At 66.3% G+C, this 14,046-nt stretch carries 18 protein-coding genes; 6 read left to right on the top strand and 12 right to left on the bottom strand.

What is annotated here, in order from left to right:
• Positions 1-11: 11 nt before the first annotated feature.
• From CKCBHOJB_RS11120 to CKCBHOJB_RS11150, 7 genes are all read right to left on the bottom strand, one after another.
• Positions 12-986 carry a lytic transglycosylase domain-containing protein gene (locus CKCBHOJB_RS11120; RefSeq protein WP_281048735.1) on the bottom strand — a complete coding sequence of 325 codons (975 nt, stop codon included), beginning with the start codon at positions 984-986 and terminating at the stop codon, positions 12-14.
• 228 nt (positions 987-1,214) lie between these two features.
• On the bottom strand, positions 1,215-1,700 hold the full coding sequence (locus tag CKCBHOJB_RS11125) for a YajQ family cyclic di-GMP-binding protein (RefSeq protein ID WP_281048736.1): 486 nt from the start codon (positions 1,698-1,700) through the stop codon (positions 1,215-1,217).
• A gap of 16 nt (positions 1,701-1,716) precedes the next feature.
• A complete protein-coding gene (locus CKCBHOJB_RS11130; RefSeq protein ID WP_281048737.1) occupies positions 1,717-2,040 on the bottom strand; it encodes a pyrimidine/purine nucleoside phosphorylase in 324 nt (107 codons plus the stop codon).
• Positions 2,041-2,054: 14 nt separating this feature from the next.
• Positions 2,055-2,285, bottom strand: a complete 231-nt coding sequence (locus tag CKCBHOJB_RS11135) for a DUF2788 domain-containing protein (protein ID WP_281048738.1) — start codon at positions 2,283-2,285, stop codon at positions 2,055-2,057.
• A gap of 65 nt (positions 2,286-2,350) precedes the next feature.
• Positions 2,351-3,580, bottom strand: coding sequence for an argininosuccinate synthase (locus CKCBHOJB_RS11140; protein WP_281048739.1), 1,230 nt, complete (start codon positions 3,578-3,580; stop codon positions 2,351-2,353).
• A 79-nt stretch (positions 3,581-3,659) separates the two neighbouring features.
• Positions 3,660-4,583: an ornithine carbamoyltransferase gene (gene argF / locus CKCBHOJB_RS11145; RefSeq protein ID WP_281048740.1), complete on the bottom strand. Its 924-nt coding sequence runs from the start codon at positions 4,581-4,583 to the stop codon at positions 3,660-3,662.
• 9 nt (positions 4,584-4,592) lie between these two features.
• A complete protein-coding gene (locus CKCBHOJB_RS11150) occupies positions 4,593-5,768 on the bottom strand; it encodes an aspartate aminotransferase family protein (protein ID WP_281048741.1) in 1,176 nt (391 codons plus the stop codon).
• A 278-nt stretch (positions 5,769-6,046) separates the two neighbouring features.
• On the opposite strand from CKCBHOJB_RS11150, the gene CKCBHOJB_RS11155 reads away from it, so the two are divergent.
• On the top strand, positions 6,047-6,337 hold the full coding sequence (locus CKCBHOJB_RS11155; protein ID WP_281048742.1) for a DUF3579 domain-containing protein: 291 nt from the start codon (positions 6,047-6,049) through the stop codon (positions 6,335-6,337).
• 208 nt (positions 6,338-6,545) lie between these two features.
• Here the strand turns inward: CKCBHOJB_RS11155 and rpsT are convergent, their stop codons facing one another.
• Positions 6,546-6,812 (bottom strand): 30S ribosomal protein S20, encoded by a 267-nt coding sequence (gene rpsT, locus CKCBHOJB_RS11160; protein ID WP_281048743.1) that lies wholly within the window; start codon positions 6,810-6,812, stop codon positions 6,546-6,548.
• A gap of 169 nt (positions 6,813-6,981) precedes the next feature.
• Here rpsT and murJ point away from each other — a divergent pair, with 169 nt between their 5' ends.
• Positions 6,982-8,520 carry a murein biosynthesis integral membrane protein MurJ gene (murJ, locus tag CKCBHOJB_RS11165; RefSeq protein WP_281048744.1) on the top strand — a complete coding sequence of 513 codons (1,539 nt, stop codon included), beginning with the start codon at positions 6,982-6,984 and terminating at the stop codon, positions 8,518-8,520.
• A 132-nt stretch (positions 8,521-8,652) separates the two neighbouring features.
• Here murJ and CKCBHOJB_RS11170 read toward each other — a convergent pair whose 3' ends face one another.
• Positions 8,653-9,579 (bottom strand): LysR family transcriptional regulator, encoded by a 927-nt coding sequence (locus CKCBHOJB_RS11170; RefSeq protein ID WP_281048745.1) that lies wholly within the window; start codon positions 9,577-9,579, stop codon positions 8,653-8,655.
• A 102-nt stretch (positions 9,580-9,681) separates the two neighbouring features.
• Here CKCBHOJB_RS11170 and CKCBHOJB_RS11175 point away from each other — a divergent pair, with 102 nt between their 5' ends.
• Positions 9,682-10,458 carry a ferredoxin--NADP reductase gene (locus tag CKCBHOJB_RS11175; protein WP_281048746.1) on the top strand — a complete coding sequence of 259 codons (777 nt, stop codon included), beginning with the start codon at positions 9,682-9,684 and terminating at the stop codon, positions 10,456-10,458.
• Between the two features lie 80 nt (positions 10,459-10,538).
• Positions 10,539-11,021 (top strand): glutathione peroxidase, encoded by a 483-nt coding sequence (locus tag CKCBHOJB_RS11180; RefSeq protein WP_281048747.1) that lies wholly within the window; start codon positions 10,539-10,541, stop codon positions 11,019-11,021.
• Between the two features lie 70 nt (positions 11,022-11,091).
• On the opposite strand, the gene CKCBHOJB_RS11185 is transcribed toward CKCBHOJB_RS11180, so the two are convergent.
• Together CKCBHOJB_RS11185 and CKCBHOJB_RS11190 are read right to left on the bottom strand one after the other, a co-directional pair.
• A complete protein-coding gene (locus CKCBHOJB_RS11185; protein WP_281048748.1) occupies positions 11,092-11,490 on the bottom strand; it encodes a type II toxin-antitoxin system VapC family toxin in 399 nt (132 codons plus the stop codon).
• Complete coding sequence (locus CKCBHOJB_RS11190; protein WP_281048749.1) at positions 11,490-11,726, bottom strand: type II toxin-antitoxin system PrlF family antitoxin; 237 nt, start codon at positions 11,724-11,726, stop codon at positions 11,490-11,492. The genes CKCBHOJB_RS11185 and CKCBHOJB_RS11190 overlap by 1 nt, the downstream gene beginning before the upstream one ends.
• 152 nt (positions 11,727-11,878) lie before the next feature.
• Here CKCBHOJB_RS11190 and ettA point away from each other — a divergent pair, with 152 nt between their 5' ends.
• Positions 11,879-13,543, top strand: a complete 1,665-nt coding sequence (gene ettA / locus CKCBHOJB_RS11195; RefSeq protein ID WP_281048750.1) for an energy-dependent translational throttle protein EttA — start codon at positions 11,879-11,881, stop codon at positions 13,541-13,543.
• Here ettA and CKCBHOJB_RS11200 read toward each other — a convergent pair.
• On the bottom strand, positions 13,522-13,764 hold the full coding sequence (locus CKCBHOJB_RS11200; protein ID WP_281048751.1) for a hypothetical protein: 243 nt from the start codon (positions 13,762-13,764) through the stop codon (positions 13,522-13,524). The genes ettA and CKCBHOJB_RS11200 overlap by 22 nt on opposite strands.
• On the opposite strand from CKCBHOJB_RS11200, the gene CKCBHOJB_RS11205 reads away from it, so the two are divergent.
• Positions 13,763-14,032 (top strand): hypothetical protein, encoded by a 270-nt coding sequence (locus CKCBHOJB_RS11205; RefSeq protein WP_281048752.1) that lies wholly within the window; start codon positions 13,763-13,765, stop codon positions 14,030-14,032. The genes CKCBHOJB_RS11200 and CKCBHOJB_RS11205 overlap by 2 nt on opposite strands.
• Positions 14,033-14,046: the final 14 nt, after the last annotated feature.

The raw sequence follows: 14,046 nt of genomic DNA on the forward strand, positions 1-14,046 counted from the left end.
GGGTGATGAATCTAGCGCATGCTCGCATGCCGCCTCGCCCGATAGAACCCCAGGATCCGCTGCACGTACTCCTCCGTCTCCGCGAACGGCGGCACGCCGCCGTAGCGGTCCACCGCGCCCTCCCCCGCATTGTATGCACCGGCCACGCGCGCGATGTCGCCGTCGTAGCGGGCGATGAGCCAACGCAGGTAGGCCAGGCCGCCGCGGACGTTCTGTTCGGGGTCGAAGGGGTCGCGCACGCCGAAGCGTTCGGCGGTGTCGGGGATGAGCTGCATCAGGCCCATGGCGTTGCGCGGCGAGCGCGCGGAGGGATCGAAGTTGGATTCGGCGCGCACGATGGCGAGCGCGAGGCGGGCATCGACCTTGAAGCGCGGCGCCAGGCGCTGCACCAGGCGGGCGTGGGCGCGATCGGCGCGCGGCAGGCCGGCGATGTAGTGCTCGACGACGGCGTGCGGGACGACGGCATCGGCGTCGGCGGGCGGAAGCGGCGCGGAGGCGTACAGGCAGGGCGGCAGGTGGTTGTCGAAGGTCGCGGGCAGCGGCTTGCGGATGGAGGTCAGCAGTTTCTCCGCGCGCGCGTGCCCGCGCTGCGCGGCCAGCGCGAGCAGCACATGCCCGGTGTCGCCGCCGCGGCGTGCGCGCAGCGGGCCGAGATAGAGGCGGGCGAGCTGGAACTGGGCTTCGAGGCTGCCATGCGCGGCGGCCGTGCAATACAGCCGCGCGGCGACGAGGTCGTTGCCGGCGCGGTGCGCACGGTTGGCGCGTTCGATGAGGCTGACGAGTCCGGCCGGTTCGTCGGTCCAGGCCGGCACCTCGGCGTGCAGCGTGGGCGTCGATGCGACCAGGGCGACAAGCGCAAGCCGTCGGATCAGCGCAAGGAGCCAGGAGCGCGTTTCGCCGCACGCGACGCCGGTAAAGGCAGCCCGGGAATCGACCGTAGCGACCGCCTGGCCCATGCGGTGGAAATGCCTTCGTTCTGTCTGCACCTCGTGTTCCTGCGAAGGTGAGGGGCCTTCACAGTACCGGAACGTCGGCGGCCCGTCGTCGCAATACTTAACACTCGGCCACGTTGCATCGCCGCACATCGCTGCCGCAGCAGTCCGCGATTTGCGCCCCGCAGACGCACGAAGGCCGAAGGGTGGTGAGCCCTTCGGCCTTCCGTGTTACGTCCGGATCCTAGTGGCGCTAACGGTGCGCTACGGCTCCGCGATCGCTCAGTCGCGGAAATTCCCGTACTGCAGCGGGAAATCCGTGATCTGCTTCTTGACCAGCGCGATCGCCTCCTGCAGCACGTCGCGCTTGGCGCCGGAGACGCGTACGGCGTCGCCCTGGATGGCGGCCTGGACCTTCATCTTGCTGTCCTTCAACAGCTTGACGATCTTCTTGGCCAGGTCCTGATCGACGCCGACGCGGACCTTCACTTCCTGCTTGACCTTGTTGCCGGAGATCTTCTGCACGTCGCCGTAGTCCAGGCAGCGGACGTCGACGTTCTTCTTGGTCATCTCGGGCAGCAGGATGGTCTTGATCTGGTCGAGCTGGAAGTCGCTGTCGCCGTAGAGGGTCAGCAGCTTTTCGGCATGCTCGATCTTGGCGCTGGTGCCCTTGAAGTCGTGACGGCCTTCGACCTTGCGGTTGGCCTGCTCGACGGCGTTGCGCAGCGAGGGCTGATCGACCTCGGACATGATGTCGAAAGACGGCATCGCTCCCCTCCCCCGCTCAGGCGTAGTGGCAGATGTAGTGGTACGGCTCGCAGGCGACTTCGATGTCGAAGCTGGCGTTGCCCGGGACGTTGAAGGATTCGCCGGCGCCGTAGGTCTTCCACTCGGCTTCGCCCTTGAGGCGGACGCGGCAGCTGCCGGCCACGCCTTCCATGATCTCGGGCGCACCGGTGTTGAAGGTGAGCGTGGCGGGCAGGATGACGCCGACCGACTTCTTCGTGCCGTCGGCGAACTGGACGCCGTGGCTGACGCACTTGCCGTCGAAATAGACGCTGGCCTGGGTGGTGACGGCGACGCCGTCGAGCTTGGCGGTGATGGCCATGAGGTAGGGATTCCTTATTCGATGCCGAGCAACTTCTGGATGATGCCCTTGGCGACAAAGCCGACGAAACCGATGCCCAGGCCGAGGAACATCCACATCATGCCGTAGCGGCCGGCCTTGGATTCCTTGCCCAGGTTCCAGATGATGAACAGCATGAAGAGGATCAGGCCGGTGAGGCCGATCTGAAGGGCAAGGTCTTCGAACTCGGTGAAGCTGAGTCCGAAGATGTAGTCGTCGTCGTTCATCGCGTTGAATTGGCTGGGTGGGCTTCGTGTCGCTGTGGGAGCGGGCTTGCCCGCCCCCACGAAGATCAGCCGCGCTTGGCCTTGGCGTTGGCGGCGATGCGCATGCGCAGCGCGTTGAGGCGGATGAAGCCGTGCGCGTCCTTCTGGTTGTAGGCGCCCTGGTCGTCCTCGAAGGTGGCGATCGTCGGGTCGAACAGCGAGTCGGTCTTCGAGTCGCGGCCGGTGACGATGACGTTGCCCTTGTAGAGCTTGAGGCGCACCCAGCCGTTGACGCTCTGCTGGGTGTTGTCGATCAGCGCCTGGATGGCCTGGCGCTCGGGGCTCCACCAGTAGCCGTTGTAGATCATGCTGGCGTAGCGCGGCATGAGGTCGTCCTTGAGGTGGGCGACTTCGCGGTCGAGCGTGATCGATTCGATGGCGCGGTGGGCGCGCAGCAGGATGGTGCCGCCCGGGGTTTCGTAGCAGCCGCGGCTCTTCATGCCGACGTAGCGGTTCTCGACCAGGTCGAGGCGGCCGATGCCGTGCTTGCCGCCGAGCTCGTTGAGCTTGGCGAGCAGTTCGTGCGGCTTCATGCGGGTGCCGTTGATCGCGACCAGGTCGCCCTTCTCGAACTCGAGGTCGACGTATTCGGCAGCGTCCGGCGCGGCTTCCGGCGACACGGTCCAGCGCCACATCGACTCCTCGGCCTCGGCGGCGGGGTTCTCGAGGTGGCGGCCCTCGAAGGAGATGTGCAGCAGGTTGGCGTCCATCGAATAGGGCGAGCCGCCCTGCTTGTGCTTCATCTCGATGGGAATGCCGTGCTTCTCGGCGTAGGCGAGCAGCTTCTCGCGCGACAGCAGGTCCCACTCGCGCCACGGGGCGATGACCTTCACGCCCGGCATCAGCGCGTAATAGCCGAGCTCGAAGCGGACCTGGTCGTTGCCCTTGCCGGTGGCGCCGTGCGAGACGGCGTCGGCGCCGGTGGCGCGCGCGATCTCGATCTGGCGCTTGGCGATCAGCGGACGGGCGATCGAGGTGCCGAGCAGGTACTCGCCTTCGTAGATGGTGTTGGCGCGGAACATCGGGAAGACGAAGTCGCGCACGAACTCTTCGCGCAGGTCGTCGATGAAGATGTTCTCGGGCTTGATGCCGAACTTGAGCGCCTTGGTGCGCGCGGGCTCGAGCTCCTCGCCCTGGCCGAGGTCGGCGGTGAAGGTGACCACTTCGCACTGGTAGGTGTCCTGCAGCCACTTCAGGATGACCGAAGTGTCCAGCCCGCCGGAGTAGGCGAGCACTACTTTGTTGACGTCGCTCATGCTGTTTTCCTGTTTCCTGCTGTGTTGCCGGCGCGCACGCCCGTGCGTGCCGTGATTGTCGGGTGCAAGTCCTGGCGGATCAGTTCTCGATGCGGCCGAGCACCAGGTATTCCATCAGCGCCTTCTGCGCGTGCAGGCGGTTCTCGGCCTCGTCCCACACCACCGACTGCGGGCCGTCGATGACCTCGGCGGTGACTTCCTCGCCACGGTGCGCCGGCAGGCAGTGCATGAAGACGGCGTCCTTGTTGGCCACCGACATCATGTCGGCATCCACGCACCAGTCGGCGAAGGCCTTCATGCGCTCCTCGTTCTCGGCTTCGAAGCCCATCGAGGTCCACACGTCGGTGGTCACCAGGTCGGCGCCGCGGCAGGCGTCCATCGGGTCGGCGAACTGTTCGAAGTTGTCGGTGCCGTAGAGGCCGGCGCGCTCGGGCTCGACCTCGTAGCCCGGCGGGGTCGACACGTGGACGTTGAAGTCCAGCACCTCGGCGGCCTGCAGCCAGGTGTTGCACATGTTGTTGCTGTCGCCGATCCACGCCACCGTCTTGCCCTGGATCGAGCCGCGATGCTCGATGAAGGTGAAGATGTCGGCCAGGATCTGGCAGGGGTGGTATTCGTTGGTCAGGCCGTTGATGACCGGCACGCGCGAGTTGGCGGCGAAGCGCTCGACGATGTCTTGCTCGAAGGTGCGGATCATCACGATGTCGCTCATGCGCGAGATCACCTGCCCGGCGTCCTCGACCGGTTCGCCGCGGCCGAGCTGCGAGTCGCGGGTGTTGAGGTAGATCGCCGAGCCGCCGAGCTGCTGCATGCCGGCCTCGAAGGACAGGCGGGTACGGGTGCTGGCCTTCTCGAAGATCATCACCAGGGTGCGGTCGAACAGCGGATGGTAGGGCTCGTAGCGCTTGAACTTGTCCTTGATCCACTTCGCGCGCGCGAACAGGTAGTCGTATTCCTCGCGCGAGAAATCCTTGAACTGCAGGTAGTGCTTGAGTGAAGTCATGGGCGGTCCTCAGCCGTTCGCGAGGAAGTCGCGGATCATCGGCGCCAGCATCGACACCAGGGTCTGCGCGTCGGCGGCGGTGAAGGTCAGCGCCGGCAGCAGGCGCACCACGCGCTCGGAGGTGACGCTGAGCAGCAGGCCCTGCTCGGCCGCGCGGTTCATCAGCACGCCGCAGGGGCGATCGAGCTCGATGCCGATCATCAGGCCGCGGCCGCGGATGTCGACGATGCCGTGCACGCCCTGGAGCGCTTCGGCCATGCCCTTGCGGATCGCTTCGCCGACGGCGACGGCGTTGTCCATCAGCCCTTCGTCGACGATGGTGTCGAAGGTGGCCAGGCCGGCCGCGCAGGCGAGCGGGTTGCCGCCGAAGGTGGAGCCGTGGTTGCCCGGCCCGAACAGGCCCTTGGCCTTGCCCGCGGTGACGCAGGCGCCGATCGGCACGCCGGAGGCGAGGCCCTTGGCCAGCGTCATGATGTCGGGCTGGGTGCCGGCGTGCTGCCAGCCGAACCACTTGCCGGTACGACCCATGCCGCACTGGACCTCGTCGCAGATCATCAGCCAGCCCATTTCGTCGCACAAGGCGCGCAGCTCGCGCTGGAAGGCCTCGTCGGCGACGTTGACGCCGCCCTCGCCCTGAATCATCTCGAGCATCACGGCGACGACCGTGTGGTTGTGCTCACCGACCTTGCGGATGGCCTCGATGTCCTTGTACGGCACGCGGATGAAGCCCTGCACCAGCGGCTCGAAACCGGCCTGCGCCTTGCGGTTGCCGGTGGCCGACAGCGTCGCCATGGTGCGGCCGTGGAAGGCGCTCTCCATGACGATGATGTGCGGCACGTCGATGCCCTTGTTGTGGCCGAACATGCGCGCGAGCTTGATCGCGGCCTCGTTGGCCTCGCAGCCGGAGTTGCAGAAGAACACCTCGTCCATGCCGGAGGTCGCGGCGATGCGATCGGCGAGTTGCTCCTGCAGCGGGATGCCGTACAGGTTGGAGGTGTGCAGCACGCGCGCGGCCTGGTCGGCGATGGCCTTGACCAGGCGCGGATGCTTGTGTCCGAGGGTATTGACGGCGATGCCGGAGAGGGCATCGAGATAACGCTTGCCAGTCTCGTCGTACAGCCACACGCCCTCGCCGTGCGTGAAGGCCACCGGCAGGCGCGCGTAGGTGTTCATGACATGGGACATGGGGTACCTCGATCTGAACTGAGCCAGTAAACGCGCACGGCGGCAGGTGCCGCCGTGCAGGAAGAGTGCTGAATGTTAAGCCAAAACCCGGCGCCCTGTACATAAGCCCGCCCACCCCGCGGGAGCGGCGGCGGCCGCTATCGACACCTGCTTTCGCGGCTGCCGCCGCTCCCACCGCAAGGGCATGCAGGGGGTTTTCTGCTAGAATGCGGCCCGTTTTGAGTCCGGCATCCAAGAACCGGAACAAGGACATCCCCGAAGCCGCCAAGGCATCACACATGAACCAGAAGATCGAGAACTTCATCATTGTCGGGGTCACGAGGGAGGGGAGGAAATTCCGTCCTAGCGACTGGGCCGACCGCCTGTGCGGCGTCATGTCCGCCTTCGGCGCCGACCACCGGATGACGTATTCGCCGTATGTGCGCCCGGGCTGCACGCTCAAGGGCGACAAGACCGTCCTGGTCGACGCCCGCCTCTACGACGTCGAGCCGCTGGCCTACAAGTTCATGGTGAACTTCGCCAACGACAACGACCTGCAGATCGAGTGGATGGGCGACGCGCCGCTCTGAGCGCATCCACGCCGCACCGCGCCTCCTGTGGGAGCGGCGGCAGCCGCGAAATCATCGACCGCACATCTTGAATCGCGGCTTCCGCCGCTCCCACAGCAGAGCTGCACCGCGACGCATGGCACAAGCAGAGGGTCAGACAACAAAAAAGCGACCCTAAGGTCGCTTTTTTTGCTCCGGCGCACGAGGCGCCAGCATCGCGCAGCAAGAATCAGACAGCCATCGACTTGACGGCGGCCGACAGACGGCTCTTGTGACGAGCGGCCTTGTTCTTGTGGATGATGTTCTTGTCAGCGATGCTGTCGATGGTGCTCATCGAGGTGCGAAAGACCGACTGAGCCGCCGCCTTGTCGCCACCCACGATGGCCTTGCGCACGGCCTTGATCGCGGTACGCAGGCGGGAACGAAGGCTGGCGTTATGGGCGCGGGCCTTGGTCGCCTGACGGGCGCGCTTGCGAGCTTGTGCCGAGTTGGCCATAGATTTGAATTCCGTATTGGTGGTTCTGGAAAAGTCCGCGATTATATTTGCCGATCCCGGCGAATGCAAGCGTATTCTTCAAGCACGTGCTTATCGTCCTGCCGGCGCGAGGCTATGATGCGCGCTTCGCATCATTCGGAGCGCCCGTGCGGCGCCCTTCCCCACCGGCATGAACCTCCTGCGCGCCCTCGCCACCGTCAGCGGCATGACGCTGCTGTCCCGCATCCTCGGTTTCGTGCGCGACTTCGTGATCGCGCGCGCCTTCGGTGCCGGGATGGCGACCGACGCCTTCTTCGTCGCCTTCCGCCTACCCAACCTGCTGCGGCGGATGTTCGCCGAGGGCGCGTTCTCGCAGGCCTTCGTGCCCATCCTCGCCGAATACAAGAACCGCCAGGGCGATGAGGCCACACACACGCTGGTCAACCGCGTGGCCACCCTGCTCGGCCTGGTGGTCGCGGTGGTCGCGGCGCTGGGCGCGCTGGCGGCGCCGCTGATCATCTACGTGTCGGCGCCGGGCTTCTCCGGCGATCCGGGCAAGTTCGAGCTCACCGTGGAGCTCACCCGCATCACCTTCCCCTACATCTTCTTCATGTCGCTGGTGGCGCTGGCGGGTGGCGTGCTCAACACCTGGAGCCGGTTTGCGATCCCGGCGTTCACGCCGGTGCTGCTCAACCTGGCCTTCATCGGCATGGCGCTGTTCGCGGTGCCGTATTTCGACCCGCCGGTGCTGGCGCTGGCGTGGGCGGTGTTCCTGGGCGGCGCGCTGCAGCTCGTGCTGCAGGTCCGCCCGCTGCTGAAGATCGGCATGATGCCGCGCTTCGACCTGAACCTCTCGGACCCCGGCGTGCGCCGCATCATGAAGCTGATGGCACCTGCAGTCCTGGGTGTGTCGGTGAGCCAGATCTCGCTGCTGATCAACACCATCTTCGCCTCCTTCCTGGAAAGCGGCAGCGTGTCGTGGCTGTATTACGCGGATCGCCTGATGGAATTCCCCGCCGGCCTGCTCGGCGTGGCGCTGGGGACGATCCTGCTGCCCAGCCTCTCCAAACTGCACGCCGACGACAAGGCGGACGAGTTCTCCTCGCTCCTCGACTGGGGCCTGCGCCTGACCCTGCTGCTGACCCTGCCCGCGGCGCTCGGCCTGGCGCTGCTGGCGGTGCCGCTGGTGGCGACGCTGTTCAACTATGGTGCCTTCTCGGCCGCGGACGTGATGCAGACCCGCAGCGCGCTGGTCGCCTACAGCGTGGGCCTGACCGGGCTGATCCTGGTGAAGGTGCTGGCGCCCGGCTTCTACGCCCGCCAGGACATCCGCACGCCGGTGAAGATCGCGATCATCACGCTGATCGCCACCCAGCTGATGAACCTCGCCTTCGTCATGCCGCTGCGCCACGCGGGCCTCGCGCTGGCGATCGGGCTGGCGTCGTGCCTCAACGCGGCCCTGCTCTACCGCGGGCTGCGCAAGCGCAAGGTGTATGTGCCGCAACAGGGCTGGGGCACGTTCGCCCTCAAGCTGCTGGCGGCTCTGGCGGTGATGGGCGGCGTGCTGTGGTTCGCGAGCGGGCCGGCGGCGTTGTGGACCGAGATCGGCGGCCTGGAACGCGCCGGCCGCCTGGCGCTGGTGGTCGGTGCGGGGGCGGTGGCGTATTTCGCGACGCTGTTCGCACTCGGCTTCCGCCTGCGCGACTTCCGCCGCCGCGGCGCCGCGTAGATCCCGTTTCGCCCCCCTGTGGGAGCGGCGGCAGCCGCGAAGATCGTGCCGAGTTGATCGCGACTGCCGCCGCTCCCACGGGGGCCGCTCCCACAGGGGCCGCTCCCACAGGGGCCGCCCCAGTACGGCGGCTCAGGGCACCGGCGGCAGCGGGATCTGGTCGCTGCGCTGCGCGCCTGCGGTGAAGGCGCGGCAGTCGGCGAGGAACTGGCGAATCACCGCGCTGTGATACTTGCCGCGGTGCCAGACGAAGCTGAAACGCCGGCGCAGATCGAGCCCGGGCGTTTCCAGCGCGACCAGGCTGCCGCGGCGAAAGGCGTCGCGCAGCGCCAGCCGCGACAGGCAGCCCAGCCCGAGCCCGCTTTCGACCGCGCGCTTCACCGCTTCGGTGTGCTCGAGCTCGAGCCGCGGCACGATGCCGCCCGGCCAGTGGCGCAGCGCGGCGTCGAAGGTGCCGCGCGTGCCCGAGCCGCGCTCGCGCAGGATCCACGGCTGCTCGGCGATCTCGGCAACATCCACGCTGCCACGCCCGGCGAGCGGATGCTCCGGCGCGCAGAACACGACGAGCTCGTCCTCGACCCAGGTCTCCCCCTCGAGCTCGGCATCCACGATCTGCCCCTCCACCAGCCCGAGGTCGATCTCGTGGTGCAGCAGCATGCCGGCGATGGTCGCGGTGTTGTGCACCTGCAGGCGCACCCGGCTCTCGGGATGGCGCTGCAGGAAGTTCGACACGATCAGCGGCAGCAGGTAATTGCCGATGGTCAGCGTCGCCCCCACGCGCAGGCTGCCCAGGCCGCGCTCGCCGCGCAGCAGCGCCTCGATCTCGGCGGCGCGGTCGAGCAGCTCGACCGCATGCGGCAGCACCAGGCTTCCCTGATCGTTGAGGCGCAGGCGCTTGCCGTTGCGGTCGAAGAGCTGCTGGTCGAACTGGTTCTCCAGCTCGGCGAGTGCGGCGCTGGCGGCCGACTGCGACAGCGACAAGGCCTCGGCCGCGCGTGACACGTTCTCGCTGCGGGCGATCTCGACGAAGACCTGCATCTGGCGGAGGGTGAATCGCATATCGATCCAATCGGTAAGAGATAGAAATATTATCCACTTTTGCGCTAACCAAGGACGCCTAGAATCCGCTCATCCGCAATTCCGGCACGAACGAGATATCTCATGAGCAGCCTCATCACCGAACGCGTCCTCAGCGTCCATCACTGGAACGACTCCCTCTTCAGCTTCCGCACCACCCGCGACCCGGGCCTGCGCTTCGAGAACGGCCAGTTCGTGATGATCGGGCTGGACGTGAACGGCAAGCCCCTGACCCGCGCCTACAGCATCGCCAGCCCGAACTACGAGGAGCACCTGGAGTTCTTCAGCATCAAGGTGCCCGACGGCCCGCTGACCTCGCGCCTGCAGCACCTGCGCCCGGGCGACCCGATCGTGGTCAGCAAGAAGCCCACCGGCACGCTGGTGCTGCACGACCTCAACCCCGGCAAGCATCTCTACCTGCTCGCCACCGGCACCGGGCTGGCGCCCTTCCTGAGCGTGATCCAGGACCCGGAAACCTACGAGCGCTTCGAGAAGGTGGTGCTGGTGCATGGCGTGCGTTTCGTGTCCGAGCTGGCCTACACCGACTTCATCACCCGCGAGCTGCCGCAGAACGAGTTCTTCGGCGAGCAGGTGCGCGAGCAGCTGATCTACTACCCGACCGTGACCCGCGAGCCCTTCCGCAACACCGGCCGCATCACCCACGTCATCGAATCGGGCCGGCTGTTCGCCGACATCGGCCTGCCCGCGCTCGACCCGGCGCACGACCGCGTGATGATCTGCGGCAGCCAGGCGATGAACAAGGACTGCTGCGACCTGCTCGACGCGCACGGTTTCCAGATGTCGCCGCGCATCGGCGTCGCCGGCGATTACGTGATCGAACGCGCCTTCGTCGAGAAATGACCATGCCGGCCTGAACCGGCGGCAACCTTTTGCGCATGCGGGGCTCGAACGACTCCCCCCTCCTTCAGATGGAGCCCCGCATGCCTTCTTCCCTCCACGACATCCAGGTCGAGCGCCTCGCCGGCGGCAGCACCAGGCTGGGCGAATACGCCGGCAAGCTGCTGCTGATCGTCAACACCGCCAGCCAGTGCGGTCTCACCCCGCACTACGCCGGCCTCGAGAAGCTCTACCAGACCTACAAGGACCGCGGCCTGGTCGTGCTCGGTTTTCCGTGCAACCAGTTCGGTGCCCAGGAACCCGGCAACGCCGAGGAGATCGGCGCCTTCTGCACGAAGAACTACGGCGTCAGCTTCCCGATGTTCGCCAAGATCGAGGTCAACGGCGACGGCGCCCATCCGCTCTACAAGTACCTCAAGCAGCACGCCAAGGGCATCCTCGGCACCGAGGCGATCAAGTGGAACTTCACCAAGTTCCTGGTGAGCCGCGACGGCACGCGCATCGAGCGCTACGCGCCGACGACCACGCCCGAGGAACTGGTGAAGGATATCGAGGGGATGCTGTAGCCAATGAGACCGCGAACGGGGGCGAAGAGCGCGAGTGCCGACCCACGCAGCGCATACGGCTCGGCGCACTTCACGGCGTCAGGAGCTCGACCGATGGGAAGTACTGCCGGTACTTGCGTGGATCTCGCGTCAGGATCGGCCAGCCTTCCACCGCGGCGTGGGCGCCAATGAAGAAGTCGGCCAGGACGCTGTTGCGCTGGCCGCCCTTGCGGCGATACGCGACGAACGCCTTCCCCGCGAGAAAGAGCGCCGGTCTGGGAAGCTCGCGGAGATCGACACCGAGGCCGCTGACCGCCTCATCCAGCGCCTCGACCGTCGAGAATGTCAGCGACAATTCGGCATAGATGATGGGGTTGATCGCAAGACGATGCACCTGCGACTGCCGGCGCAGCATGTCGATCGACCAATCCGCCCACTGCGGATCGTCTTCCAGCACGTCGACCAGGACGTCGGTGTCGACAAGCAGCATCAGTCGTCGCCACGCAGCAAGGCCATCAGGTCGTCCGTGCGCCACCTTACGTCGGCCTTGCCGCGCATGCGTTCGAAGCGATCATTCTCGTCGTGCAGTGTCCCGGGGCGTGTCAGTACCACCTCGCCCTCGCGGTTGATTCGAAACTCGATCGCGCAGCCGGGCTCGAGATGCAGCGCATCGCGGATGTGCTTGGGGATCGTCACCTGCCCCTTGCTCGTCAGTGTGGTGTGCATGTCGAACCTCCCTCTCATCTTCATTTCTTACACGCACGTGCAGCGTAATACCCTGATCAGCTAGCCGCAAGCGCCAAGCGTGCCTGCGGCCGCACGCTCGGGTAGACTCCCGCCTTTTCCGCCCCACCGAACACCCCAACGAGGTACCCGTAGTGGCCCAATACGTCATGTCGATGCTCAGGGTGAGCAAGATCGTTCCGCCCAAGCGTCAGATCATCAAGGACATCTCCCTCTCCTTCTTCCCCGGTGCCAAGATCGGCCTGCTCGGCCTCAACGGCTCGGGCAAGTCCACCGTGCTGCGCATCATGGCCGGCGTGGACAAGGAGTACGACGGCGAGGTGCAGTGGCTCGCCGGCCAGCGCATCGGCTACCTGCCGCAGGAACCGGAGCTCGACCCCACCAAGACCGTGAAGGAAGAGGTCGAGGCTGCGCTCGGCGAGATCATGGAGGCGCGCCAGAAGCTCGACGAGATCTACGCCGCCTACGCCGAACCCGACGCCGACTTCGACAAGCTGGCCGAGGAGCAGGCGAAGTACGAGAACATCCTGTCTACGGCCGGCAGCGACGTCGAGACCCAGATGGAGATCGCCGCCGACGCGCTGCGCCTGCCGCCCTGGGACGCGGTGATCGGCAATCTGTCCGGTGGCGAGAAGCGCCGCGTCGCGCTGTGCAAGCTGCTGCTGTCCAAGCCCGACATGCTGCTGCTGGACGAGCCGACCAACCACCTCGACGCCGAATCGGTCGAGTGGCTGGAGCAGTTCCTGACCCGCTTCCCCGGCACCGTGGTAGCCGTCACCCACGACCGCTACTTCCTCGACAATGCCGCCGAGTGGATCCTCGAACTCGACCGCGGCCACGGCATCCCCTGGAAGGGCAACTACTCGTCCTGGCTGGAGCAGAAGGGCGACCGCCTGGCGCAGGAAGCCAAGCAGGAAGCCGCGCACCAGAAGGCGATGAAGACCGAGCTGGAGTGGGCGCGCTCCAACCCCAAGGCGCGCCAGGCCAAGTCCAAGGCCCGCCTGGCCCGCTACGAGGAGATGGCGAGCGTCGAATACCAGCGCCGCAACGAGACGCAGGAGATCTTCATCCCGCCCGGCGAGCGCCTGGGCGACAAGGTCATCGAGTTCCACGGCGTCAGCAAGGCCTTCGGCGACAAGCTGCTGATGGACAACGTCAGCTTCGCCATCCCGCCGGGCGCCATCGTCGGCATCATCGGCCCCAACGGCGCCGGTAAGTCGACCCTGTTCAAGATGATCGAGGGCCGTGACAAGCCGGACTCGGGCACGGTGGAGATCGGCGCCACGGTGAAGATCGCCGCGGTCGACCAGACCCGCGAGGGCCTGGCCAACGACAAGACGGTGTTCGATGCCATCGCCGACGGCGCCGACGTGCTCACCGTGGGCCGCTTCGAGATGCCCAGCCGCGCCTACATCGGCCGCTTCAACTTCAAGGGCGGCGACCAGCAGAAGATCGTCGGCAACCTCTCCGGCGGCGAGCGCGGGCGCCTGCACCTGGCCAAGACCCTGATCCAGGGCGGCAACGTGCTGCTGCTCGACGAACCCTCCAACGACCTCGACGTCGAGACCCTGCGCGCGCTCGAGGACGCGCTGCTGGAATTCGCCGGCTGCGCGCTGGTGATCTCGCACGACCGCTGGTTCCTCGACCGCATCTGCACCCACATCCTCGCGGCCGAGGGCGACTCGCAGTGGTTCTTCTTCGAGGGCAACTACCAGGAATACGAAGAGGACAAGAAGAAGCGCCTGGGCGAGGAAGGGGCGAAACCGAAGCGCATCCGCTACAAGCCGATCGCGCGCTGATCGACCGACCGTTCGTCCGTCTCACCCGGCAAGGCCCGCTGCAGCGATGCAGCGGGCCTTTGCTTTTGGCTCTCCACTGACCACGCCGAGCCCTCCTCCGCACTTTTCTCTCGCTGGAGGCCGTGCAACACGCTCACCCGCGATAACCACATTTGCATATTGACTATGCATTTGGCGTTTGCCATGATCATGCCATCTTCATCACTGGACGGATTGATCATGTCGGCACGACTCCACAACGGCAGCCAGCGCGGTCAGGGCATGACCGAGTACATCATCATCGTCGCGATGATCGCGATCGCGGCCATCGCGGTGTACCAGTACTTCGGGCAGACCGTCCGCAACCAGACGGCTGCGATCGCCCAGGAGCTGTCCGGCAAGGACGGCACCGCGGCGAAGAATGCCGCCCAGACCGCGTCCGACAAGGCCAAGACGGTCGGTGACCAGAAGCACACGCTCGACACCTACGTGAATCAGGTCGGCAAGTAGCCAGACCCGAGCGC

Origin of the sequence: Thauera sp. GDN1, assembly GCF_029223545.1 — a bacterium.
In the GTDB taxonomy this organism is placed as follows: domain Bacteria; phylum Pseudomonadota; class Gammaproteobacteria; order Burkholderiales; family Rhodocyclaceae; genus Thauera.